Source organism: Solibacillus sp. CAU 1738 (assembly GCF_039888725.1).
Lineage (GTDB): Bacteria > Bacillota > Bacilli > Bacillales_A > Planococcaceae > Metasolibacillus.
Genome location: NZ_JBDQQN010000001.1, coordinates 1 through 22506, shown reverse-complemented (window position 1 = coordinate 22506; position 22506 = coordinate 1). Strand labels below are relative to the sequence as shown.

The following is a 22506-nucleotide window of genomic DNA, read 5'->3' as shown; positions in this document are numbered from 1 at the left end:
TGTATCAATCTTTTATTCATTTTGTTACGATATTTGTATATCTTACTAGAGAGAAGGCGTTAACGATGATTTACCCTTATAAAGATAAAAATCCTATCATAGACCCTTCCGCTTTTATTGCGGATTATGCAACGATTACAGGAGATGTTACTATCGGCGCTGAAACGACAATATGGTTTAATACTGTTATTCGTGGGGATGTTGCACCAACTATTATAGGTAAACGTGTAAGCATACAAGACTTAAGCTGCTTACATCAAAGCCCAAACAATCCACTTATTATAGAAGATGAAGTAACAGTTGGACACCAAGTAACATTACATAGCTGCATTATCCGAAAACGTGCACTAATTGGCATGGGTTCAATTATTTTAGATGGCGCTGAAATTGGCGAAGGGGCTTTTATTGGTGCAGGAAGTTTAGTACCTCCTGGAAAGAAGATTCCGCCAAACTCACTTGCAATGGGACGCCCTGCAAAAGTTGTTCGTGAAGTTACAGCTGAAGACCGAGAAGACATGGATCGTATTATTCGCGAATATGTGGAAAAAGGACAGTATTATAAATCAATTCAAGGATAGTAAGGACATTTGAAAGTCCTTTAGGAACAAATTAGAGAGTACTAGATCGAAAAACGTTCCTGTACTTTCTTTTTCTTTGATGCCGTTGATTGTCATTTCGGCGGACGCGTTTCGCGGGCACGGTTTCAGCTAATTTTTTTGCTTTCCAAGCAAAAAAATGGATCTTCCACTCGTGCTGTTCCCGCTGAAGTCGCCGCCTGCATTCCAATCAACTAGTTTTATTCGTAGACAAAATGACTCACTTCTCGTTCAATCTGTAGCGCACTCATTGAAGACTGTTCCAGTTATAAGTAATCAATATCTAGTCGCCAGTAATAATATCTATTATTTTGGTAATGATCTCTCTATTGCACATAAAAACGCTTGGAAAATATCCAAGCGTTTTTCTATATATTTATTTGTTTGAAACTCCCGACTGCATTTCGTAATTTCTTACGAACATTCCATTTGATTTTCTCAATCCAAACTTTTCATAATAAGGAACTAAATCATCATCACAACACAAATCAATCATATAAATATCATCAAGTTCTTTTAACATTTGTTTTACTAATTTATGGCCAATACCTTTATTTTTATACTCTGGCAAAACTTCAAGGAACGGAATGTAGGCAGATAGAACACCATCACTAATTGCTGTTATAAATCCAACTACTTGATTAGATTTTTCATCTAACGCAACGACCACTTTACTACTATTTTCTAACAACTTTAAGTGAGTTTGTGGATTTGGGGGATTTGGCCAATCCACAAAAAAGCCTTTTAACATATCCGACGAAACCCCATTAAGAGAATTTTTATATATCATCATATATCAACTCCAAATTTATTTTTCTATTTTTTAGCAGATGATATATATCAAAAGTAAAGTAACAAAATTGAGACCTCCAAACACATCTTAATATACTATAAGAAATTCGACCCAAACTTTGAAATTCCTTCTTTTTTGTAATTAAATGGAGATAGTTCTATGAAATAACTATAAGGGAACTTATTATGTCGTTTCTCAATGCCTTTATAATCAACATCGTGTTGTACCGAATATGCTTAGGCTTTACCTTCGAAACGTGTCAGCCACAACTTAACTCCACACCATATATTGACAAAAAAACTGTCCCAAAAAATCGTTATTTACGACCCTTTTGAGACAGCTTCTAATTTTCTTATAATCCAGCTTTTGATTTTAATTCAGCTGCTTTATCTGTATTTTCCCAAGGCACATCTAAATCTGTACGACCGAAGTGACCATATGCTGCAGTTTGTTTGTAAATCGGGCGGCGTAGGTCAAGCATTTTAATAATACCTGCTGGGCGTAAATCAAATAATTCGCGTACCCATTCTACGATTTGTGATGAAGCAACTTTACCTGTACCAAAAGTATCTACTGCAATCGATACTGGTTGAGCTACCCCAATTGCATAAGCAAGCTGTACTTCTGCACGATCAGCTAAGCCTGCCGCTACAATATTTTTGGCTACATAACGGGCTGCATATGCTGCTGAACGGTCAACCTTTGTTGCATCTTTCCCAGAGAAAGCACCGCCACCGTGACGAGCATAACCACCGTATGTATCCACGATGATTTTACGTCCTGTTAAACCAGCGTCTCCTTTAGGTCCACCAATAACAAAGCGCCCTGTAGGATTGATGAAATATTTTGTTGCATCATCTAATAATTCAGTTGGCACTACTGGCGCAATAACAACACGTTTTAAATCTGCTTGGATTTGTTCTAAAGTAATATCTTCATCATGCTGAGTTGAAATAACAATTGTATCAACACGCACTGGAATGTTATTTTCATCATACTCAATTGTTACTTGTGTTTTACCGTCTGGACGTAAATAAGCTAATTCACCTGATTTACGTACTTCTGTTAAACGGCGAGCTAATTTATGCGCTAAGCTTATCGGTAACGGCATTAATTCTGGTGTCTCATTACAAGCGTAACCGAACATTAAGCCTTGGTCCCCTGCGCCAATTGCTTCGATATCTGCATCTGTCATTGAGCCTTCGCGAGCTTCAAGAGCTTTGTCAACGCCCTGTGCGATATCAGGAGATTGCTCACCGATCGCTACTAGAACAGCTAAATTTTCTGCATCGAATCCGTATTTACCACGAGTGTAACCAATTTCAGCTACTGTATCGCGCACAATACCTTTAATATCTACATATGTTGAAGTTGTAATTTCTCCGGCAACAAGTACTAGACCTGTAGTAACTGTTGTCTCACACGCTACACGTGCATTCGGATCAGCTACTAAGATTGCATCTAAAATTGCATCTGAAATCTGATCACAAATTTTATCTGGATGCCCTTCTGTTACACTTTCTGAAGTAAACAGTCGACGGTTTGTCATGTTAATTCCTCCTAAAATTCCTAGCAAGATTTACCTGCGAATATGATACGGTACTCATTTCCCATGTCAAGTCTACCCGTAAGGATTAAACTTCAAGCCGTTACTGCTTTTAACACGAGGATTTCGAAAGGTATATAATAATGAAAGAACTCCAATATTTATGTCCCTTCCACTATTTTTCGCAAAAAAAAACCTTTCGCTCACATACATGAGAGAAAGGGTACATGTCATTCGTTACCTTTCACTCTTATCGTTCAAGGGAAATTCCCTTGCATCAGGTTGGCACCAACGCATGACGTGAAAAGTTCATGCAGGTTGCCGGGTTTCACAGGGCCTGACCCTCCACCAGCTCGGGATAAGAGTATCCGTTCAATTCCTCATGTTACATAATTTTTTTTGCTCTGTCAAACAATATAGTTTGACAGTTTTTTGTAATGAAGAAAATTCTTAAAAAATTAATTTAATTAGTATAGATTATTGCATTCAATGTGTTATACTATTTTTGACTTAAGAAAAAAAACTCCCTAAAGTAAGGGAATACTATAAAAAAGGATGGTATTTAATCGATGAATTCAGTAGAAATTGCAAACGAACTGAAGGAATTATTAAGCGGTGCAAATATTAACAATCAACTTTCTGTACCACAATTAGTGGAGAAAGCAACATCTCGTGGAGAAGCTATGTTAACAGTTGACGGTGCATTACTAGCTGAAACAGGTAAATACACTGGTCGTTCTCCTAAAGATAAATATATGGTAGAAGAAGACAGCACAAAAGATAAAATTGATTGGGGTAAAGTAAACCGTCCAATTTCTTCTGAAGTGTTTGATAACCTATATGTAAAAGTTGTTAACTACTTAAAAGAAAAAGACGAGCTTTTCGTATTCAATGGCTTTGCGGGAGCAGACAAAGCGTCACAGCTTTCCATTAAAGTTATTAATGAATATGCTTGGCATAACCTTTTCTGTCATCAATTATTCATCCGTCCAACTACAGAAGAATTAGCTTCTCACGTAGCAGACTTTACAATTGTCTCAGCACCAAACTTCAAGGCAGATCCTGCTGTTGATGGTACAGCTTCTGAAACATTCATCATTGTATCATTAGAGAAAAAAGTAATTTTAATTGGTGGTACAGAGTATGCTGGTGAAATGAAAAAATCAATTTTTGGTATTATGAACTACTTACTACCTGAGCAAGGCATCCTTTCTATGCACTGTTCAGCAAACGTAGGTGAAGCTGGAGACGTAGCTTTATTCTTCGGTTTATCAGGTACTGGTAAAACTACATTATCAGCAGATGCTGATCGCAAATTAATCGGTGATGACGAGCACGGCTGGTCTGATACTGGTGTATTCAATATCGAAGGTGGCTGTTACGCTAAAACTATCAACCTTTCAGCTGAAAAAGAACCAGAAATTTATAATGCAATCCGTTTCGGTTCTGTTTTAGAAAACGTAGTAGTAGATCCAAATACTCGTATTTGCGACTACGATGACGGTTCATTAACTGAAAATACTCGTGTAGCGTATCCAATCGACTACATTGAAAATATCGTAATACCATCTGTCGCAGGTCACCCAAAAACAATCATCTTCTTAACTGCAGATGCATTTGGCGTGTTACCTCCAATTTCTAAATTAACTAAAGAGCAAGCAATGTATCACTTCTTAAGTGGTTTCACTTCTAAATTAGCAGGTACAGAGCGTGGTGTTACTGAGCCAGAACCAGTATTCTCTACATGCTTCGGTTCACCTTTCTTACCTCTTCCAGCACAACGCTATGCTGAAATGTTAGGTGAGAAAATTGACGAGCATGGTTCACAAGTATTCCTTGTAAACACGGGCTGGACTGGTGGCGAATACGGCGTAGGTAACCGTATGAAGCTTTCATATACTCGTACAATGGTTCGCGCAGCAATCGAAGGTAAATTAAACAATGTTGAAACAACTCAAGATGCTGTATTCGGTTTACACATTCCTACAGCTGTAGAAGGGGTTCCTTCAGAAGTATTAAACCCTCGTGATGCATGGGCTGATAAAGTAGCATACGATGCAAAAGCTGCTCAATTAGCTAGTTTATTCAACGAAAACTTCAAAAAGTTCGCACACGTTTCTGAAGACATCGTGAAAAAGGGCGGCCCATTAGCTTAATTTTTTATTAATCGACATACCGTTTTAAAAAACTTATATCATATAAAAAAACCAACAATCATCTAAAACTGATTGTTGGTTTTTTATTTTTCATATTATCTCGCTTTTATTAAAATATAATTTCCAAATATTACACTATCCTATATAATTTAAGTAGAAACTTAAGAGGAGTTGTGAATATGATTGCAAAAATTGCAGTAGATGCTTTGTTTTATCAACAAAAAATCTAAGGGGTTGTATCTCCAACTGCAGCCCTTACTCTAAGGGAGAATAAGCATGGAACAGTATTTTAACCGATTTTTAACAGGTCAACGTGTATTTTTAAAACAAATGGAACAATCACATCTTGAACGATTTGCCCAATTAGAAAATGAAAAGTGTACTTTATTACTTGCTAATGATGACATTCCTTTTCCTTCCACAGCGGAAGATCACACCACTTTTTTCAATAGTATTAGTGGAAAAAAAGAAGAATTTATATTCGGAATTTTTGATAAACAATCCGAAGAACTCATTGGATCATGTGGTGTTTTCGCTATAAATTGGAAAAACAGCACTTGTTATGTAGGTATTTCAATTGCAAGTGAATGGCAAAACAAAGGTATAGGAACTGATGCTATGAACACATTAATTTCTTTTATATTTAATTACATTCCCATCCATAAAATTAAATTACAAGTTTTCAGCTTCAATGCCAATGCAATACGTTCTTATAAAAAATGTCATTTGGAGCAAGAAGGTACTTTAAGAAACGAAATTTTTAGATTTGGAAAATTCCATGATGTATTTTTATTTGGCCTATTAAGAGACGATTGGAACGCTAAGCAAATACAATAACTAAATGAAAAGCGCAAGCGCCCTGTTCAGCCCTGACAAGCGCTGGAAGGCCCGTATTGAAAGCATCTTCCCAGCTTTCGATTAAGGGACTGAAGCGACCTCGAGGGGCTGGGCGCTGGAGCTAGACACTGCCTGAACTCCAAAAATTTATACCTCTTTACCTTTTAGGAAAAAGCTATCCAAAAAAAATTGGATAGCTTTTTTAATATTTACTATGAATGATTATATATCATAAAATCCCTTTACTATCTACCTATGCTGTTTCATCCATTCACATAGAAGATTGACTGTTTGTCGGTTCACTTTAGGGGGATAATGATGTGGCAAATCCACTGAATACCATGTTTCATATGGCTTTCCTGAATTCTGTAAATATCCTTCCAATTCATAGGCATGCTCAATTTGAACATGCTGATCTTTTGTCCCATGAATAATAAGTACAGGAGCATCGATTTCCGAAACTTGAGAAAGAGGTGTTCGATATTCATAACTTTCTAATACCTTATTCGGTGTGCCTCCTATAATTCTCTTTAATCCTCTACGCATATCTAAACGCTGCCAATAGGTCGTTACAGCATTTGATACACCCGCCCACGTCACTACAGAAGCAATATCAGGGCGAATAATGGCTGTCCATAATGCCATTAATCCACCGCGCGAAAAACCATACACATGTACCTTTTCAACATGAATAAATTGTTTTAACACATCCACTCCATAAACTGCATCATAACGATCGGCCCCGGCAAACTCGTCTTTCCCCTCTCCTCCCCGATTCCCTCTGTAATACGGTGCAAACACAACAAAACCTTGAGCCGCAAATTGGGCTATTCGAGCAGGTCTCACCATCCCAATTGTTTGCAAACCTCCGCGCAAGTAAATCATTCCCTCATAATTACCTTGTTGCTTAGGTCTTGCAAGTAACCCTTTTACACGCAAGCCATCTGACCAATAAATGATTTCATCTAATCGTATATTAGGATTGGGCGAAGGATACCTTCTAATTTGTTCAATGCTACCATTGTCTTTCAATATATTTCACTTCCTGTAACATCTTTTTCATGCCATCATCTTGCATATAAAAGCTTAAATTCGGATGATTTAGAAGTTCTTTCTCCTCTAACCATAGACGAGCTATCGTTTCAAATTCCTTCACAAATGGTTCGGATGATTTTACTTTTGCTGTAAATACTACTTTACAAAAAGGTTTTTCATCATAAACAATATAATGGGCAAACGGCTGGACATCACTAACATGCACTTTTGTTTCTTCATAAACTTCGCGTATTGCAGCCTCTATTAATGTCTCGCCTGGCTCTTGCTTGCCACCAGGAAACTCCACTCCACGATTTCTATGTATTGCGCATAACCATTTTCCATCATATTTCACAAGCACTAACACATGCTTCGGTTCTATTTCAAACGGTCCGTCGCCAAATTGCAATTCTACTTTATAGCCATTTTCATCGATAAATGTAAAAATAATAACCATCTCCTATACTACATTAGTGTAGCGAAGGAGATAGTTTCGTTCAACTAAAATACGGGAGCTGTTCAACAAATTGCTTCGTATCTTCATCACCGAATTCATGTATTAACGCATAAATTTTTTTCAACCTAGTATCAATTTCATGATTTAATGCGTCATAATGGTACGGAATATAAGGCAAATGTGCCCGAACCATATTATCGGTCTCTAGTGTATTTATTTGTCTAAATAGCTTTTCAAAAACTTTCGCTTTATATGGCTCTATCTCAATCATAAACTCACTCGGAGAGACAGTAGGATAATGATTGCAAGTTAAATGGACAATCGATACATATACCTTTTTCTTTTCCATTCGTAACACCTCCTATTTAAGTTTGCCCGATTCCTTTTTCATCTATGCTCTATAATGTTTCATATAAGTTCAATTTTCTTACGCCAATATACAAGCTTTTATGCTTATAATAGAGTTAGTATATAGATGAGGTGAATTTTTATGAGCATGCCATTAATTTTGATTGTTGTAGTATGTATTGTAAGTATGTCGGGGTTTGCAATTATCTGGATTGCTCGTCAAAAAGGATTTACGACGAAGCAAACGGTCGATCCAGTACCACAAAAAGTCTATGCAGATGGAGAGCGAAAAGAGTAATGAAATATCCTTTTATATGGCTCATCCAGATTTATCGTAAATACATTTCGCCAATGACCCCACCTTCTTGTCGTTTCCATCCTACCTGCTCAAGCTACGGTCTCGAAGCGTTTCAAAAGCATGGGGCTATAAAAGGGCTACTTCTAACAGTTATTCGTATTTTAAAATGTCATCCATTACATCCAGGAGGATTCGATCCTGTTCCTGAAAAATGGCCTTCGAAAAAAAAATAATTTCGAAGGTTTTTTTATTGTTTTTCCGTAATGATTACGATATTATTAAGAATGCAAAAGTCGTAAATCGTAACAATTACTATTAAGGGGTTTAATAATGAAAAAATATTTGTATTTATTTTTATTAACTATTACAGCAATATTTCTAGTTGCGTGTAGTAGCGAGGAGCAACCTTCTGAAAAAGCTGAAGGCAAGCTAAATATATATACTACTGTATATCCACTACAATATTTCACGGAGCGTATCGGTGGTGACTTCGTACAAGTACGATCAGTATATCCAGCTGGTGCCAATGAACATTCATTTGAGCCAACACAAAAAGACATGATGGCACTAGCCGATTCTGATATTTTCTTTTATATAGGACAAGGTTTAGAAGGCTTTGTTGAAAATGCAAAGAAAACATTAGCAAATGAACATGTAAAATTAGTTGCAACTGCTGAAAATGTTACCGAAGAGCAGTTCCACATTTCAACTGGACATACACATACTGAGGCAGAACAACACGAGGACGATCTTGATGGAGATAATCACGAAGAAGAAGGCCACGATGACCATAGTAACCACAATGATCATGATACACATTTATGGTTATCACCTGTTATTTCAAAGGATTTAGCTTTATCGATTAAAGAAGCACTTACTACAGCACTTCCTGAGCAAGAAGCTATATTTACTGAAAACTATGAGGCGCTAGTTGCTGAGCTCGATGCTTTACACAAGGATTTTGAAACTATGGCAGCGAACACTACTAAAAAAACTTTCTTCGTATCACATGCAGCATTCGGTTATATTGCAGGTCATTACGGCTTAACCCAAGTACCAGTAGCTGGTTTAAATTCTCAAAGTGAACCATCACAAAAAGAATTAACAGCAATTGTTGATTTAGCGAAAAAAGAAAATGTGCAATATATTTTCTTTGAACAAAACGTATCTTCTAATTTAGCAAAAGTGATACAAAAAGAAGTTGGAGCTGAACCATTAATTTTGCATAATTTAAGTGTATTAACTAAAGAAGATATCGAAAATGAAGAAAATTATTTCTCCTTAATGAAGCGCAATATAGAACAACTTGAAAAAGCTTTACATTAATAAAAAAACTTCCTTCTTAGCACCTGCTTGGAAGGAAGTTTTATTTTATAGCTATATTATTGTCTTATACTACTCGTTTTTTCATTTAGTAAAGCAACAATAAAATAACAGCGCCTAATTACTATATTAATTCCACTAACTTTCTTCTCAAAAGTTTATTTGAGCCGTTGCGTGGTAAGCTTTGTACGATGTAAATTCTTTTAGGCATCTTGTAGCTTGCTAGCCTTGCTTTACAATATTGTTGTAATTGTAGTTCAGCAATAGGCTGTTTTAGTACGACAAATGCGATCGGCACTTGACCCCAATCCTCATCCGGTATCCCACAAACACCAGCTTCAAGCACATTTGGATGCGCTAGCAACACATTTTCTATTTCTGCTGGATATATATTTTCTCCTCCAGAAATAATTAAATCCGCGCGGCGATCCACTACAAATAAATAGCCATCTTCATCAAAGTAACCGATGTCACCTGTCAATAACCAGCCATCCTCTGTTGCAGCTCGTTCTTTAAAACGGCCTATATAGCCTGGTGTTACATGTGGTCCGCGAATACATATTTCGCCTTCCGTTAAAGGCTCCACTGCACCAGCAATTTTGATTTGATTAAAAAATAGTGGCTTGCCAGCTGAACCTAGTTTTTTCAGCGCATCTTCATGAGCAAGTGTTGCTGTTTGCGAGGATGTCTCGGTCATCCCATATGTTTGTGCAACCGGTAAATGAAGCTTTGCCGCACGCTGTAAATAATCGATTGGCACCGGTCCTCCACCTGCCAACATTGTTGTAAAATGTGGATGAGCCTTTACCTGTAAACGCTCCATCTCACTTAAAATACGCTCCAGTGTCACAGCAACAACAGACATTTTAGTCACTTTTCCTGCAATAATCTCTTGTGTACATAGCGCTGTGTCAAATTTCTCATATAAACGTACAGTCATCCCATAAAGCAAAGACCGTACTAATATAGAAAAGCCACTAATATGAAAAAGCGGTACTGTACAAAGCCATACATCGCTATCAGTAATACCTAAATTGAGTGCAGAGCTAATGGCACTTGAACTATGGTTGCCAACTGTTTGACGAACACCTTTTGGAAACCCCGTAGTACCAGAAGTATACATAATAGAAATCGTTTGAGTTTCATCCCATTCTTTTGCAATAGCAATTTCTGTACCTTCAATAGCCGCTAATTGCTCAAATGTGACAACATTTATATCTTTCGGTAATTTTTCGAGCTCGCTTGTAGCAGCTAGTACGACTTTAACTTCCGCATCGTCTATCTGATATGCGAGTTCACGACTAGATAGTCTTCCATTTAAAAAGACGATTTCAAACTGCATATGCATACATCCATAAATGACCTTAATTAGTTCAGGATTAGATGGGGCTAAAATTGCTATTCGTTCCCCCGTATTTGCAAAAGTTGCTAGTTTTTTGGCTATAAGTAATGCTTCTTCATGCAACTGTTTAAATGTCCAACTTTGCTGTCCAAAGCTAAGCCCTGTTCGGTTCGGCGTTAAATACGCACGCTGCGCAATCCAGTTCGGTTGCATCTCCATTCCCCCTCTAATACACTATCGTTATTGTAGCATACTAGATTCACTTACACTTGAACGTCATGCTCACACGAAACTGGACAGATGTAGAATTTTATTCGCTAACGGTTTTTTTACGCTTTTGCGTCATCTTTCTCCAACAAGAAAGTGATTGCAATAAAAATTGCGAAGCTAATAAGTAATGCTGTGCCACCAACAATAAACGTAATTAGTGTAAAAGTTTCATTGAAATTAAATGGATTCACATTGTAGAAAAGCATTCCTACTGTTAACCCAATCGAACCAAGAATAACTGTCCAACCATGTAATGTCACTAATTTTTTGACTTTTACTCGGTACACTTTATAAAATATCCCCCAAGCAAACACAGACAGCCAGCCGACAACTAACATATGAGCATGTATTGCTCTAAATTGATAATTGCCTGAACCAGACATATCTGATCCTAGAACAGCTCCTAACAGACCAAAAATTGCAGCTAAACGAATTAATCTAACACTCCAAATTTTCTCCATAAAAAAACCTCCATATTATTCATATGAAGGTAGTATATAAAAGCAATCTAAACTTAATCTAAACTAACTTTTTTAGGTAATGTAATTGTAACCGTAGTACCGCTATTTATTTTGCTATCGATTGAAACTGTTCCACCGTGTATTCCCGTAATCTCTTTTACAATAGCTAAGCCAAGTCCTGTTCCTTTTGTTTGACGTGCTTCATCAACTCGGTAAAAGCGCTGAAATACTTTGGACAAATGTTTTTCTGCGATTCCAATACCAGTATCAGCGATCGTTACGATTATTGTCGATTGTAAATTTTTTAGCATAATGGAAATTTCCCCACCACGTACATTATATTTAATCGCATTGGAAATTAAATTTTCCCACAAATTTTCTAGCAACGTTTCATCACCATCAATGACAGCTTCTTCTAATTGAAGCCAAACTGATAATTCCTCTTTATCTATTAGCCACTGACTTTTCACAATGGCTTGTTCGATTTGCGCTGTAATGTTTACGGCCGTTTTTTGATGAGCGAGCTGCTCTAAAGAATTAAGCAGCAATAATTGCTTCGTCAAATTTGATAAGCGTAACGTTTCATTTTCTATAATCGTTGCGTACTGCTGCCGGTTGTTTATCGTTATTTCTGGGGACTTTAATAAATTCGCATAACCGCTAATATTTTGCAATGGTGTTTGAAAATCGTGTGAAACATTGCGAATAAGGCTCTTTCTCATTTCATCTTGTTGTTTTAAGTGCATTGCCATTTTAGAAAAGCTTGTTGCTAGTTCACCAATTTCATCTGAGCGAGAAATTTGTATATCAACATCATAATTTTCTCTAGCAATTTGTTTCGTAGCCGCTGTTAATGCTCGAATCGGTCGAACTAAATACAACGATGCAATAAGAATAGCTACTAGACTAAAAAGCAAAATAACGACTAGCATATCGCCCATCATAATATGAACTTCATTGAACAACAAGCTTATATTCGGTCTGGCAAATAATGCATATGATTGTCCATTATAAGTAAATGGCACACCAACTGTATTTTTTAAGTCATTTGCAAAGAAACCTGTAATAAATAGCTGACGAGGATAATCACGTATCCCATGATAAATATTTCCTTGCTGTACAGATTGGGCAATTGCTGGATCCAAATCTTTTAATCGATATTCCCCACCGTAAAAAGCACCTTGTCCATTTGGATTTACAACATATAATTGATAGCCACTATCCCCTATCATTTCAAAATATTTCGCCAAATCTTTCGGTTGATCCGTCATAATATACTCTGTCATATGTGTGACAATAGCAACATTTTTAGAATCATTGCGTTCTTTTATTACACGATGATAATACATATTTGTCGCTAATAATCCTAATACTAAACTAATCATCATTATGAATAATGTGACGACAATATATTTAAAGTACAATGTAGATGTTATTTTCATTCTATTACCTCTAAGCGATAGCCTACTCCGCGAATTGTTTGGATATGTACATTACTTTCAAGTCGCATTAGCTTTTCTCTTAGCCGCTTAATATGCGTATTTAGCGTATCATCATTTTCATAATCGAAGCCCCATACTTGCTCCATTAAATAAGCACGTTCGAATACTTGCTGCCTACTTGCTAATATTGCAAGTAATTCAAATTCCTTTCTAGGTAATAACAGCTTCGTATTTTGTTTCTCAATTTGTAATGTCCTACGATCAATTTTTAAATCGCCTACTTCGATTAAACCTTCCGTTGGCTTATCATAGCGTCTTAATATCGCTTGAATGCGAAACAGTAATTCATCGGGCTCAAATGGTTTGACGACATAATCATCTGCTCCAACAAGAAATCCTTCTCGCTTATCTTCGAGCTCGCCTTTCGCTGTTAAAAGTAATACCGGGATTCCCCAATCTGCTTTTAGTTTTTCCGTTAATTGCAGTCCGTTTAGCTTTGGCATCATGACATCGACAACAGCTAAATCAACGTCTACAGTCATTTTTTCCAACGCTTCTGTCCCTGAAGCAGCACATATAATTTCATAATGCCATGATTGTAGATGAAGACGTACTAATTGTAAAATATGCTCATCATCATCGACTACTAATATTTTTCTCATAAAATACCTCACAAACATAATATCGCTTCTTTATTTACAAAAGCATTATGACATTAATTCTTCATAAAAGCGAATAATTTTCTTTTAAAAATGTATCCCCCTATAAATAGTGGATAGGCCAAAAAGAAAGACGCCCACAATTTTTGTGGACGCCTCTTTTTTACATTCTCTCTTAATCAAGGGAATCTTGGGAACTGACCAAAGTCAGGTTTACGTTTTTCTTTGAATGCATCGCGACCTTCTTTTGCTTCATCTGTTGTGTAGTAAAGAAGTGTTGCGTCACCAGCAAGTTGTTGTAATCCAGCTAAACCATCAGTGTCCGCATTCATTGCTGCTTTTAAGAAACGTAATGCAGTAGGTGACATTTCAAGCATTTCTTCACACCACTGAACAGTTTCGTCCTCTAAGCGCTCATAAGGTACTACTGTGTTTACTAAGCCCATTTCAAGTGCTTGTTGTGCATCGTATTGACGGCAAAGGTACCAAATTTCACGTGCCTTTTTATGACCGATAATACGCGCTAAATAGCCTGAACCATAACCCGCATCGAATGAACCAACTTTTGGTCCAGTTTGTCCGAAGCGAGCGTTTTCAGCTGCAATTGTTAAGTCACATACTACGTGTAGTACATGTCCACCACCTATTGCATAACCAGCAACCATCGCTACAACTGGTTTTGGAATAACACGGATTAAACGTTGTAAGTCTAACACGTTAAGACGTGGAATTTCATCATCGCCTACATAACCACCATGGCCGCGTACTTTTTGGTCGCCGCCTGAGCAGAATGCATGCTCGCCTTCTCCTGTTAAAATGATGACACCGATATTAGCATCATCTCGTGCACGAGAAAACGCATCGATTAATTCTGCAGTCGTTTTTGGACGGAATGCGTTGCGTACTTCTGGACGGTTAATCGTAATTTTGGCGATCCCGTTATAAAACTCATACTTGATATCTTCATAAGTATGTAATGAAGTCCATTGACGTGTCATTGTTTTACCCCCTAATTATATTGGAATTATCCTTTACTATTGTAGCAAACTCTACGGGATTTTCCACATGAATTGCGTGACCTGCGCCTGCAACCGTAATATTTTTTACGTTTGGTATTGTTTCTGCCATTTGTTGCGAGAGTCCGACAAACTTTGTATCAAGTGAACCAGTAATAAGTAAAACTGGCATCGACAGCTCACTTAATGCATCCCATAGTTGTGGCATCACGCCTGTACCCATACCGCGCAAACTATTAGCAAGTCCAATTTCACACTGACTCAGCCTTTCTTGTCGTATTTCCCGCTGCACAGTTACAGGTAAATTTTTTTGCGATGCAAAGAGAGGTATATCCTCCCATTTACTTACAAAAGATTCAATACCGTTCTGCTCGATATTATTGGCGAGCATTTCATCTGCTTGCTTTCTTGCCATACGTTCTTCATTACTAGCAAGACCGGGCGATGCACTTTCAAGTATTAATGCTTGTATACGTGTAGGGTAACGTGTCACATATGAAAGTGCGACACGCCCTCCCATTGAATAGCCTAGTAACGTAAAATCTGATAATGTGAGTTGCTCAAATAATGCCTCTAGCAATTCTACTTGGACTTCCATCGAATAATAGGAAACATCACTTGGCGCAGCAGTTTGCCCATGCCCTATTAAATCCACTGCAACGATCCGAGCTGGTACAAGTTTAGCTACCTGTTCCCACGTCTTCGTACTTCCTGTAAAGCCGTGCAAGCACACAATTGTATGAGTAGCTTGCTCATTCCAAATGTCGACATTTACTTTTATGCCATTCACTTCCGTAACCATGCACTTAGCTCCTGATTGATACGTTGCCATAGTTCGCGATGTGATGTGAGATTTTCAGCTCGGTCCGTCATTACTTCAAGTAAGCGAATTGGCTTTTGCTTATCAGTTTGTAAAGCTTTGATAAACGCTTCTACACCTATTATTTTATCGTACTGCACATCATACATTGCACCTAATTGTTCAAATGTTAAAGCAGTTGGCGTACCAAATAAATCTTCATAATGTGCTTCCACTGTCGACTGTGGTAAATAAGAGAAAATACCGCCTCCGTCATTATTCATCACAATGACGGTTAAATCAGTTTCTTGATAGCGAGATGCTACAAATGCATTAGCATCATGTAAAAACGCTAAATCGCCAATTAATAAATACGTTAGGCGAGCATGTACCGCGCTAAATCCAAGCGCTGTCGAAGTAACGCCATCAATACCGTTCGCTCCACGATTAGCAAAAATGCGAATATCTTTTTCTGTTGCGTTTAAAAAAGTATCAATATCGCGAATTGGCATACTGCTACTTACGAAGACATCACTTCCATCAGGTACAAGCTCTAGCATTTTTTGAACGAGAGCACCTTCATCTGAAGCATGCTGATCGTACGCTTGAATTTGCTGTACAGCCAATTGCTCTGCCTGCTGCCAAAGCGCAGTATAGTCTTCTGTTTGCGTATTAAGAGCTAACTCTGTAAGCCAGGCTCCCGGCATCCCTTGTATAAAATGAGTACTCATATTAGATGAATCACGGAACATCGCATCTTCATCTAGTACAATATAATGCTCCGGCATCGTTTCTGTAATAAAAATCGTTAAAAATTTTGATACAGGTTGTGCGCCAAATCGAATAACAGTGTCAGCGGCAACTGCCTGCTTAAAATCTGCATTTTTCAATATCGCATCATATGTAGACACGATATAAGGTAGACAATCTTTTGGGACACTTCCGCGCATATTCGATAAACTTTCTACAAGCACTGGCCATTGACAAACACGAACAAATGACCACAAATACGATAAATCCGTACCTAGTGGTAATTCTCCGATAACAATAAACCCTTTTTTCGTATTATTAATGACTTGCTGTAATAACTCCCGGGCTGCTAAAGAAGGCGTATTATCCTGTATAAATTCCCCCTTGAATGATACTTCTGGCAAATCACTAAACTCAATTAATAACGGCTCTCGGAACGGTACATTAATATGCACAGGTCCATACGGTGCTGTTGTCGCAATAGCTACCGCCCGAGCTGTATGACGCTCAATAAACGGTAAAGTTTGCGGTGCCTCATCGGGAATGGGAAATTCCGCTGACCATTTCACATGCTCTCCATATAGACGAATTTGATTGATTGTTTGCGGTGCACCAACTTCTCGTAATTCATGTGGGCGGTCTGCTGTAATGATAATTAAAGGCACACGCGCATATTTTGCTTCGACTATTGCAGGATAATAATTCGCTGCTGCTGTTCCAGATGTACAAAGTAGCACTACTGGCTGGGCCTTTGCTTTTGCAATACCTAATGCATAAAATGCCGCTGCACGCTCATCAATTTGACGATACATCGTAAACTCTTTTGTCGATGCAAAAGCATAAGCAAGAGGTGTTGAACGCGAGCCTGGACTTACAACGACATCCTCTACGCCGTTTTGTAACAGTGCTGCAACTATCGTATAAACATAATTTGAAAGTACTGCTTGCTCACTCATGTAATTGTCCTCCTAATGCACGTAGCATCGGGCGGAATTTCACTAATGTTTCCTCGTATTCTGACTGTGCTTCAGAATGAGCTACAATACCACCACCGGCATATAAATACGCCTTGTCGCCAAAAAGTGTTGCCGAACGAATCGCTACGGCAAATTCTCCATTACCATCTGCATCTAGCCATCCAATTGGAGCCGCATACATCCCACGATTCATCGGCTCGAACTGACGAATAATGGCCATTGCATCATTGCGGGGTACGCCACCAAGTGCAGGAGTCGGATGCAAGTGCTTAACAAGCTGTAAAATGGTTGCATCTTTACTCAGCCGTCCTTCAACCGGCGTATATAAATGCTGAATATCACGGATTTTTAGCAACTTAGGTTGCTTCGGTACTTTCACGGACGTACAATTTTTTTCAAATGTTTGTGAAATCATTTCTACTACGTAATGATGTTCACCGCGATTTTTTTCATCATTTAATAAACAATCCCCTAACACTCGATCTTCCTCCGCAGTTTTACCACGTCTAATAGAGCCCGCTACGCAAGAAGAAAACGCCTGTCCATTTTCTACCTTCACTAAACGTTCAGGTGAGGCACCGAAAAACAACATATCATCATGTTCTAGCCCAAATAAATAACTTTCTGGCTGCTCATGTACAACATGCGATAAAATTTGCGGCGATGTTACCGTTTGCCCAAATTGCAGCGCTAATGAACGGGCAATAACTACTTTTTGAGCCTCATTCGCTTTAATAAGAGACGTTACTTCGTCAATAGACTGTAAATAAGCTTCTTTATGCGGCTCTTCATAAGATGTCATGTTCGGTTTTTCATACGTCTTTACTTCTTTTACTTGTGCCGCATGAATTAAATGGTCTCGCTCTTTTCGAAGTGCGTCGAATGCTTCTGCACTATCTCCGTCTGATATTAAGTGAATGCTCACATATGCCTTATCATTACGAATGACAAGTTGATATGTTGCTACAGCAAAAAAACTTTGTGGGAAACTTGCCCACTCGTCTATTACTTCGTTTTTCGGATCAAATGTAAACCCACCGAATAATATCGGTTGTAGCTCATCTTCTTTAATAATATGTTTTGTTAGTTGCTTCCACTCTTTTTCTACCTCGTCAAAACGTGAATGTGCTGAATTATTGGAAATAACATGCGCATGGCCTAAACCGACTAACGTCAATGTTTTTTCACGATTTTGCCAGAAAAAACGTTGTCCTTTATACGTTTCTTCTCCAGCTGCAAAAAAGGCAAGCGCTGATAACCGACTTACCTCTATCGTTTCAATATAAAAGCTTGTTCCTGAGTTCAAAGAGCCCACTTCAACTTCAGTAGCTTTGTACCACTTCTGATGCATGAAAATTCCCTCCGTTGTTGCAATTTAAACCAGTAACGAAACTAGCAGAAATGCTATTTCGTGCTACTCTTCTCATTACTAAATTGCTTTCGTACATAATAATCAATATCTATACTATCATATCATTTTTTCGCTTATTACTGTATGAATAAGCGTAGCATCTCTCCATTTTCTTGTTATTCGAACAAGTAAATCTTCCATCAGCCTGAGCTTCCACGTTTCGTAGTGGTGTGTAGCACTGTAAACTTTATTAGGACCAAATTTTTAATAATATTCTGATTTACTCATTTGTTAAAATATGTTGCAGGTAGTATTTTCGTCTCAATGCATCGACTTCATATCGATGTAAAGAACGGCCATTACAGCCTACTAATTTTTAACAAATCAAATTTATACTTTAAGATGCAGCTCTTTTTCAGTGGCCTCCGTAATATACTAAAACATACTATGCACCACACTTGGGCATTTCCTATTCTGCCTTCAACTTCTCTTGTAAATTAAACCAATTAGCGATTTACGACATTTATTTTCATCTATCCGGTCTAGTTTTTCTCTATTTCTTGAGGTGTAGGGGTTTTACTGCCTGCTAATCTACGATAGAATAGACTAGATACTGTTTTTTTGAAGGAGAGAATTTCATGACTAAAGTCATCGAAGCGGATCGCGGCTTTAAAGTATGGTGGCATTTAACACGCCCTCACACATTAACTGCCTCATTCGTTCCCGTTTTCTTAGGAACGGCGATTGCTGCTGCTGTGTCAAAACATGACATAAACTATTTATTATTCTTTGCGATGCTAATTGCAAGTATGCTTATTCAAGCTGCAACGAATATGTTCAATGAATATTACGATTACAAACTAGGATTAGATAATGAGAACTCCGTCGGCATCGGCGGTACAATTGTGCGTCACGGCGTTGCACCAAAAACAATTATGATTATTGCCCTTTGCTTTTACGGGATAGCGCTACTTCTTGGCATCTACATTTGTGCATTAACCTCATGGTGGCTAGCTGCGGTTGGACTAGTATGTATGTTAGTTGGCTATTTATATACAGGTGGACCATATCCAATTGCATATTCACCATTCGGAGAGCTTGTATCAGGAGCTGTGATGGGGATGGGGATTGTGCTTATATCATTTTTCATTCAAACAGGTACTGTAACACTAGATGCTGTTTTACTATCTGTTCCAAGCATGATTTTAGTCGGTGCCATTATGCTTTCTAATAATATACGCGATATTGTTGGGGATACAGAAGGTGGTCGTAAAACGATGGCGATTTTAGTAGGACGTGATCGTGCCGTAACGATTTTATCATTGTTTTTCATCATTTCTTACTTATGGATTATCGGACTTGTTGTAGTTGATGGGATTTCTGCATTTGCGCTACTTATATTCTTAAGTATCCCAAAACCACTGAAAGCGATCGAGATTTTCCGAACATTTAAAGAACCAAAGGCCGTTATGCCGGCGATGAAATACACTGCTCAAACGAACACATTTTTTGGGTTCTTACTAGGTGTAGGTTTACTCATTTCAACTTTCTTTATTGCATAAAATAAATGCGTACCACCGTCAATTAGTGTTACACAGCAAAGTGAAGACAAAGCCCATTTTGACTTTGTCTTCACTTTTTTTATGTTAAATAATATACAAGCAGCTTTTACTAGACTATCTTGAAAACAATTGCAAGGCAAAGAATATAAATACATTTTCAAAAATTATTTTTTTGTATAATTTACGATACAATCATGTAAAAATTGTGTTGCGCCTTTTTGTACACGCTCATCATAATAAGTAGTAAAGCGCTCATCTGCTATATACATTTCAGCAATACCCGCATGTGCCTCTTTCGTATATTTGGCCCAGTAAAAGCTAAGCCAACGCTTATGCATTTCTGCAACCTCATATGCAGTTTCAGACGCAGCATTTCCTAATTCCATAGCCTCACGTAATCGTTCGAACATTTGTCTTTCTAGTTGCTGTAGTGCCTCATACTGTTGTTCTGTCAATGATCTTATTTTTCCATATGAAGCCTTTACAGATTCTTCACCGTAGTGCTCACGAATTTCTTCGCCGTATTTCGCTTCATTGTCTCTAATTAACTCTTCTTTAAAACCTTTAAATTTTTCTTCGTTAGACATATATGTCTCCTCCTCTATCGCGTAGATTGTTTTCTCTACCGTAACTAACAACTCTTCAAGCATCGTTCTCTTACTCAATAGTTGTTCACGATGTTCTTTTAAGGCACCAACTAGTTCGAAATTAGGTGCATAGATGATTTCCTTAATATTGTCTAACTTCAATCCCAGTGCTCTATAAAACAAAATTTGCTGTAATAAATCAATCTCTTTTGTTGTGTAAATTCGATAACCTGCATCATTTTTCCCTGCAGGTGACAATAAGCCGATTTCATCATAATAGCGTAGCGTACGTGTGCTAACCCCTGAAATTTTCGCTAGTTCATTTATTTTCATCCATAATCACCTCTAAGGTAACTATATACATTTACGCTACGTGAAGGTCAAGGTAGTTAATTATTTTTTTATTGAAAATATATGTTTATTTGTGAATCAACTTCAAATCCCCTATAGATTAAGTCCCTGCTAAGCGCATATAAAAAAACTCTAGACGATTATATCGTCTAGAGTTTAGTATGACCCGTACGGGATTCGAACCCGTGTTACCGCCGTGAAAGGGCGGTGTCTTAACCACTTGACCAACGGGCCAATGGCGGAGAAGGAGGGATTTGAACCCTCGCGCCGGTTACCCGACCTACACCCTTAGCAGGGGCGCCTCTTCAGCCTCTTGAGTACTTCCCCGAAATGGCTCCGAAGGTAGGACTCGAACCTACGACCAACCGGTTAACAGCCGGTTGCTCTACCACTGAGCTACTTCGGAATAATTATTTATGGTGGGCCTAAATGGACTCGAACCATCGACCTCACGCTTATCAGGCGTGCGCTCTAACCAGCTGAGCTATAGGCCCTTAAATCACAAAAAAAAAATGGAGCGGGTGATGAGAATCGAACTCACGACATCAGCTTGGAAGGCTGAGGTTTTACCATTAAACTACACCCGCAAAAAATGGTGGGTCAGGACGGAATCGAACCGCCGACACTTAGAGCTTCAATCTAATGCTCTACCAACTGAGCTACTGACCCTTATTAAAATGGCGGTCCCGACCGGGATCGAACCGGCGATCTCCTGCGTGACAGGCAGGCATGTTAACCGCTACACCACGGGACCATTTGGTTGCGGGGGCCGGATTTGAACCGACGACCTTCGGGTTATGAGCCCGACGAGCTACCACTGCTCCACCCCGCGATAATACTATTCGAGTTTTAAGACACCATTTATTTATAATAAAAACTGGAGGAGGTAGAGGGATTCGAACCCCCGCGCGGTGTTACCCGCCTGTCGGTTTTCAAGACCGATCCCTTCAGCCAGACTTGGGTATACCTCCGTGACAATATATAAATGGTGGACCTTGCAGGACTCGAACCTGCGACCGGACGGTTATGAGCCGTCTGCTCTAACCAACTGAGCTAAAGGTCCTTTAAGATGGCGGCGGAGGGAGTCGAACCCACGACCTTTCGGGTATGAACCGAATGCTCTAGCCAGCTGAGCTACACCGCCAGGATCTTTTATGGTTAAAATTTATGGTGGAGCCTAGCGGGATCGAACCGCTGACCTCCTGCGTGCAAGGCAGGCGCTCTCCCAGCTGAGCTAAGGCCCCAAAAATGATGGTCGGAATGACAGGATTCGAACCTACGACCCCTTGGTCCCAAACCAAGTGCTCTACCAAGCTGAGCTACATTCCGAAATATATATGGCGCGCCCGGCAGGAGTCGAACCCACAACCTTCTGATCCGTAGTCAGACGCTCTATCCAATTGAGCTACGGGCGCTATTAAGTGTTAAAAATGGTGCCGAGGGCCGGAATCGAACCGGCACGGTGATCACTCACCGCAGGATTTTAAGTCCTGTGCGTCTGCCAGTTCCGCCACCCCGGCACATTATGGAGCGGAAGACGAGGTTCGAAC

Annotated in this window: 21 protein-coding genes, 15 tRNA genes and 1 riboswitch; of the genes, 7 read left to right on the top strand and 29 right to left on the bottom strand. The window is 38.7% G+C overall.

The features are described from left to right. Positions 1 to 65: 65 nt before the first annotated feature. Positions 66 to 578 (top strand): gamma carbonic anhydrase, encoded by a 513-nt coding sequence (locus AAFN87_RS00180; RefSeq protein WP_347788971.1) that lies wholly within the window; start codon positions 66 to 68, stop codon positions 576 to 578. A gap of 394 nt (positions 579 to 972) precedes the next feature. Here AAFN87_RS00180 and AAFN87_RS00175 read toward each other — a convergent pair whose 3' ends face one another. Together AAFN87_RS00175 and metK are read right to left on the bottom strand one after the other, a co-directional pair. Then, the gene (locus AAFN87_RS00175; RefSeq protein WP_347789927.1) at positions 973 to 1386 is read right to left on the bottom strand and encodes a GNAT family N-acetyltransferase; all 414 of its coding nucleotides are present in this window, start codon (positions 1384 to 1386) and stop codon (positions 973 to 975) included. A gap of 355 nt (positions 1387 to 1741) precedes the next feature. Further along, positions 1742 to 2938 (bottom strand): methionine adenosyltransferase, encoded by a 1197-nt coding sequence (gene metK, locus AAFN87_RS00170; RefSeq protein WP_347788970.1) that lies wholly within the window; start codon positions 2936 to 2938, stop codon positions 1742 to 1744. Between the two features lie 244 nt (positions 2939 to 3182). Then, a riboswitch (SAM riboswitch) is annotated at positions 3183 to 3300 on the bottom strand. Between the two features lie 204 nt (positions 3301 to 3504). Here metK and pckA point away from each other — a divergent pair. Next, the gene (pckA, locus tag AAFN87_RS00165) at positions 3505 to 5091 is read left to right on the top strand and encodes a phosphoenolpyruvate carboxykinase (ATP) (RefSeq protein WP_347788969.1); all 1587 of its coding nucleotides are present in this window, start codon (positions 3505 to 3507) and stop codon (positions 5089 to 5091) included. Positions 5092 to 5367: 276 nt separating this feature from the next. Then, positions 5368 to 5928, top strand: a complete 561-nt coding sequence (locus AAFN87_RS00160; RefSeq protein ID WP_347788968.1) for a GNAT family N-acetyltransferase — start codon at positions 5368 to 5370, stop codon at positions 5926 to 5928. A 249-nt stretch (positions 5929 to 6177) separates the two neighbouring features. On the opposite strand, the gene AAFN87_RS00155 is transcribed toward AAFN87_RS00160, so the two are convergent. The 3 genes from AAFN87_RS00155 to AAFN87_RS00145 are packed head-to-tail and all read right to left on the bottom strand — an operon-like array spanning position 6178 to position 7769. Continuing rightward, on the bottom strand, positions 6178 to 6960 hold the full coding sequence (locus AAFN87_RS00155; RefSeq protein ID WP_347788967.1) for an alpha/beta hydrolase family protein: 783 nt from the start codon (positions 6958 to 6960) through the stop codon (positions 6178 to 6180). Further along, entirely contained in the window at positions 6944 to 7411 is a 468-nt protein-coding gene (locus AAFN87_RS00150) for an NUDIX domain-containing protein (protein ID WP_347789926.1), read from the bottom strand. Before AAFN87_RS00150 ends, AAFN87_RS00155 begins: the two co-directional genes overlap by 17 nt. 49 nt (positions 7412 to 7460) lie before the next feature. Further along, a complete protein-coding gene (locus AAFN87_RS00145) occupies positions 7461 to 7769 on the bottom strand; it encodes a transposase (RefSeq protein ID WP_347788966.1) in 309 nt (102 codons plus the stop codon). Between the two features lie 141 nt (positions 7770 to 7910). Between AAFN87_RS00145 and AAFN87_RS00140 the strand changes: the two genes are divergently transcribed. The 3 genes from AAFN87_RS00140 to AAFN87_RS00130 all read left to right on the top strand — a co-directional run bounded on the left by AAFN87_RS00140 (position 7911) and on the right by AAFN87_RS00130 (position 9392). Beyond that, positions 7911 to 8066, top strand: a complete 156-nt coding sequence (locus AAFN87_RS00140) for a hypothetical protein (protein ID WP_347788965.1) — start codon at positions 7911 to 7913, stop codon at positions 8064 to 8066. After that, the gene (gene yidD, locus AAFN87_RS00135; RefSeq protein ID WP_347788964.1) at positions 8066 to 8299 is read left to right on the top strand and encodes a membrane protein insertion efficiency factor YidD; all 234 of its coding nucleotides are present in this window, start codon (positions 8066 to 8068) and stop codon (positions 8297 to 8299) included. Before AAFN87_RS00140 ends, yidD begins: the two co-directional genes overlap by 1 nt. Positions 8300 to 8396: 97 nt before the next feature. After that, a complete protein-coding gene (locus AAFN87_RS00130; protein WP_347788963.1) occupies positions 8397 to 9392 on the top strand; it encodes a metal ABC transporter solute-binding protein, Zn/Mn family in 996 nt (331 codons plus the stop codon). 121 nt (positions 9393 to 9513) lie between these two features. On the opposite strand, the gene AAFN87_RS00125 is transcribed toward AAFN87_RS00130, so the two are convergent. The 8 genes from AAFN87_RS00125 to AAFN87_RS00090 all read right to left on the bottom strand — a co-directional run bounded on the left by AAFN87_RS00125 (position 9514) and on the right by AAFN87_RS00090 (position 18456). Continuing rightward, the gene (locus tag AAFN87_RS00125) at positions 9514 to 10944 is read right to left on the bottom strand and encodes an o-succinylbenzoate--CoA ligase (RefSeq protein WP_347788962.1); all 1431 of its coding nucleotides are present in this window, start codon (positions 10942 to 10944) and stop codon (positions 9514 to 9516) included. Positions 10945 to 11060: 116 nt separating this feature from the next. Beyond that, a complete protein-coding gene (locus AAFN87_RS00120) occupies positions 11061 to 11462 on the bottom strand; it encodes a hypothetical protein (RefSeq protein WP_347788961.1) in 402 nt (133 codons plus the stop codon). 53 nt (positions 11463 to 11515) lie between these two features. Then, the gene (locus AAFN87_RS00115) at positions 11516 to 12904 is read right to left on the bottom strand and encodes a sensor histidine kinase (protein WP_347788960.1); all 1389 of its coding nucleotides are present in this window, start codon (positions 12902 to 12904) and stop codon (positions 11516 to 11518) included. Continuing rightward, positions 12901 to 13566, bottom strand: a complete 666-nt coding sequence (locus AAFN87_RS00110; protein ID WP_347788959.1) for a response regulator transcription factor — start codon at positions 13564 to 13566, stop codon at positions 12901 to 12903. Before AAFN87_RS00110 ends, AAFN87_RS00115 begins: the two co-directional genes overlap by 4 nt. Before the next feature lie 176 nt (positions 13567 to 13742). Beyond that, positions 13743 to 14561: a 1,4-dihydroxy-2-naphthoyl-CoA synthase gene (gene menB, locus AAFN87_RS00105; RefSeq protein WP_347788958.1), complete on the bottom strand. Its 819-nt coding sequence runs from the start codon at positions 14559 to 14561 to the stop codon at positions 13743 to 13745. Between the two features lie 4 nt (positions 14562 to 14565). Next, positions 14566 to 15381 carry a 2-succinyl-6-hydroxy-2,4-cyclohexadiene-1-carboxylate synthase gene (gene menH, locus AAFN87_RS00100; RefSeq protein ID WP_347788957.1) on the bottom strand — a complete coding sequence of 272 codons (816 nt, stop codon included), beginning with the start codon at positions 15379 to 15381 and terminating at the stop codon, positions 14566 to 14568. Then, complete coding sequence (gene menD, locus AAFN87_RS00095; protein ID WP_347788956.1) at positions 15366 to 17084, bottom strand: 2-succinyl-5-enolpyruvyl-6-hydroxy-3-cyclohexene-1-carboxylic-acid synthase; 1719 nt, start codon at positions 17082 to 17084, stop codon at positions 15366 to 15368. Before menD ends, menH begins: the two co-directional genes overlap by 16 nt. After that, complete coding sequence (locus AAFN87_RS00090) at positions 17077 to 18456, bottom strand: isochorismate synthase (protein ID WP_347788955.1); 1380 nt, start codon at positions 18454 to 18456, stop codon at positions 17077 to 17079. The genes menD and AAFN87_RS00090 overlap by 8 nt, the downstream gene beginning before the upstream one ends. 638 nt (positions 18457 to 19094) lie before the next feature. Here AAFN87_RS00090 and AAFN87_RS00085 point away from each other — a divergent pair. After that, the gene (locus AAFN87_RS00085; protein WP_347788954.1) at positions 19095 to 20018 is read left to right on the top strand and encodes a 1,4-dihydroxy-2-naphthoate polyprenyltransferase; all 924 of its coding nucleotides are present in this window, start codon (positions 19095 to 19097) and stop codon (positions 20016 to 20018) included. A gap of 164 nt (positions 20019 to 20182) precedes the next feature. On the opposite strand, the gene AAFN87_RS00080 is transcribed toward AAFN87_RS00085, so the two are convergent. The 16 genes from AAFN87_RS00080 to AAFN87_RS00005 form a co-directional block, all read right to left on the bottom strand. Beyond that, positions 20183 to 20938, bottom strand: a complete 756-nt coding sequence (locus tag AAFN87_RS00080; protein WP_347788953.1) for a MerR family transcriptional regulator — start codon at positions 20936 to 20938, stop codon at positions 20183 to 20185. A 180-nt stretch (positions 20939 to 21118) separates the two neighbouring features. Next, positions 21119 to 21190: transfer RNA gene (locus tag AAFN87_RS00075), tRNA-Glu, on the bottom strand. 2 nt (positions 21191 to 21192) lie between these two features. Continuing rightward, a tRNA-Ser gene (locus AAFN87_RS00070) sits at positions 21193 to 21283 on the bottom strand. A 4-nt stretch (positions 21284 to 21287) separates the two neighbouring features. Beyond that, positions 21288 to 21362: transfer RNA gene (locus tag AAFN87_RS00065), tRNA-Asn, on the bottom strand. An 11-nt stretch (positions 21363 to 21373) separates the two neighbouring features. Further along, positions 21374 to 21450 (bottom strand) — tRNA-Ile (locus tag AAFN87_RS00060). A 19-nt stretch (positions 21451 to 21469) separates the two neighbouring features. Beyond that, positions 21470 to 21543 (bottom strand) — tRNA-Gly (locus tag AAFN87_RS00055). 6 nt (positions 21544 to 21549) lie between these two features. Further along, a tRNA-Phe gene (locus AAFN87_RS00050) sits at positions 21550 to 21625 on the bottom strand. A gap of 9 nt (positions 21626 to 21634) precedes the next feature. Further along, positions 21635 to 21710, bottom strand: a tRNA-Asp gene (locus AAFN87_RS00045). A 3-nt stretch (positions 21711 to 21713) separates the two neighbouring features. Further along, positions 21714 to 21788 (bottom strand) — tRNA-Met (locus AAFN87_RS00040). Positions 21789 to 21834: 46 nt separating this feature from the next. Beyond that, positions 21835 to 21927: transfer RNA gene (locus AAFN87_RS00035), tRNA-Ser, on the bottom strand. A 15-nt stretch (positions 21928 to 21942) separates the two neighbouring features. Then, a tRNA-Ile gene (locus tag AAFN87_RS00030) sits at positions 21943 to 22019 on the bottom strand. A gap of 7 nt (positions 22020 to 22026) precedes the next feature. Then, positions 22027 to 22100: transfer RNA gene (locus AAFN87_RS00025), tRNA-Met, on the bottom strand. A 24-nt stretch (positions 22101 to 22124) separates the two neighbouring features. Beyond that, positions 22125 to 22200: transfer RNA gene (locus AAFN87_RS00020), tRNA-Ala, on the bottom strand. Between the two features lie 8 nt (positions 22201 to 22208). Beyond that, positions 22209 to 22285, bottom strand: a tRNA-Pro gene (locus AAFN87_RS00015). Between the two features lie 9 nt (positions 22286 to 22294). After that, positions 22295 to 22371, bottom strand: a tRNA-Arg gene (locus tag AAFN87_RS00010). Positions 22372 to 22387: 16 nt separating this feature from the next. Then, positions 22388 to 22476 (bottom strand) — tRNA-Leu (locus AAFN87_RS00005). Between the last annotated feature and the right edge of the window lie 30 nt (positions 22477 to 22506).

What these genes read in the sequence shown, in the direction of transcription:
- AAFN87_RS00180 (WP_347788971.1), top strand. Translation starts at nt 66, where the DNA reads ATGATTTACCCTTATAAAGATAAAAATCCTATCATAGACCCTTCCGCT.
- AAFN87_RS00175 (WP_347789927.1), bottom strand. Translation starts at nt 1,386, where the DNA reads ATGATATATAAAAATTCTCTTAATGGGGTTTCGTCGGATATGTTAAAA.
- metK (WP_347788970.1), bottom strand. Translation starts at nt 2,938, where the DNA reads ATGACAAACCGTCGACTGTTTACTTCAGAAAGTGTAACAGAAGGGCAT.
- pckA (WP_347788969.1), top strand. Translation starts at nt 3,505, where the DNA reads ATGAATTCAGTAGAAATTGCAAACGAACTGAAGGAATTATTAAGCGGT.
- AAFN87_RS00160 (WP_347788968.1), top strand. Translation starts at nt 5,368, where the DNA reads ATGGAACAGTATTTTAACCGATTTTTAACAGGTCAACGTGTATTTTTA.
- AAFN87_RS00145 (WP_347788966.1), bottom strand. Translation starts at nt 7,769, where the DNA reads ATGGAAAAGAAAAAGGTATATGTATCGATTGTCCATTTAACTTGCAAT.
- AAFN87_RS00140 (WP_347788965.1), top strand. Translation starts at nt 7,911, where the DNA reads ATGAGCATGCCATTAATTTTGATTGTTGTAGTATGTATTGTAAGTATG.
- yidD (WP_347788964.1), top strand. Translation starts at nt 8,066, where the DNA reads ATGAAATATCCTTTTATATGGCTCATCCAGATTTATCGTAAATACATT.
- AAFN87_RS00130 (WP_347788963.1), top strand. Translation starts at nt 8,397, where the DNA reads ATGAAAAAATATTTGTATTTATTTTTATTAACTATTACAGCAATATTT.
- AAFN87_RS00125 (WP_347788962.1), bottom strand. Translation starts at nt 10,944, where the DNA reads ATGCAACCGAACTGGATTGCGCAGCGTGCGTATTTAACGCCGAACCGA.
- AAFN87_RS00120 (WP_347788961.1), bottom strand. Translation starts at nt 11,462, where the DNA reads ATGGAGAAAATTTGGAGTGTTAGATTAATTCGTTTAGCTGCAATTTTT.
- AAFN87_RS00115 (WP_347788960.1), bottom strand. Translation starts at nt 12,904, where the DNA reads ATGAAAATAACATCTACATTGTACTTTAAATATATTGTCGTCACATTA.
- AAFN87_RS00110 (WP_347788959.1), bottom strand. Translation starts at nt 13,566, where the DNA reads ATGAGAAAAATATTAGTAGTCGATGATGATGAGCATATTTTACAATTA.
- menB (WP_347788958.1), bottom strand. Translation starts at nt 14,561, where the DNA reads ATGACACGTCAATGGACTTCATTACATACTTATGAAGATATCAAGTAT.
- menH (WP_347788957.1), bottom strand. Translation starts at nt 15,381, where the DNA reads ATGGTTACGGAAGTGAATGGCATAAAAGTAAATGTCGACATTTGGAAT.
- menD (WP_347788956.1), bottom strand. Translation starts at nt 17,084, where the DNA reads ATGAGTGAGCAAGCAGTACTTTCAAATTATGTTTATACGATAGTTGCA.
- AAFN87_RS00090 (WP_347788955.1), bottom strand. Translation starts at nt 18,456, where the DNA reads ATGCATCAGAAGTGGTACAAAGCTACTGAAGTTGAAGTGGGCTCTTTG.
- AAFN87_RS00085 (WP_347788954.1), top strand. Translation starts at nt 19,095, where the DNA reads ATGACTAAAGTCATCGAAGCGGATCGCGGCTTTAAAGTATGGTGGCAT.
- AAFN87_RS00080 (WP_347788953.1), bottom strand. Translation starts at nt 20,938, where the DNA reads ATGAAAATAAATGAACTAGCGAAAATTTCAGGGGTTAGCACACGTACG.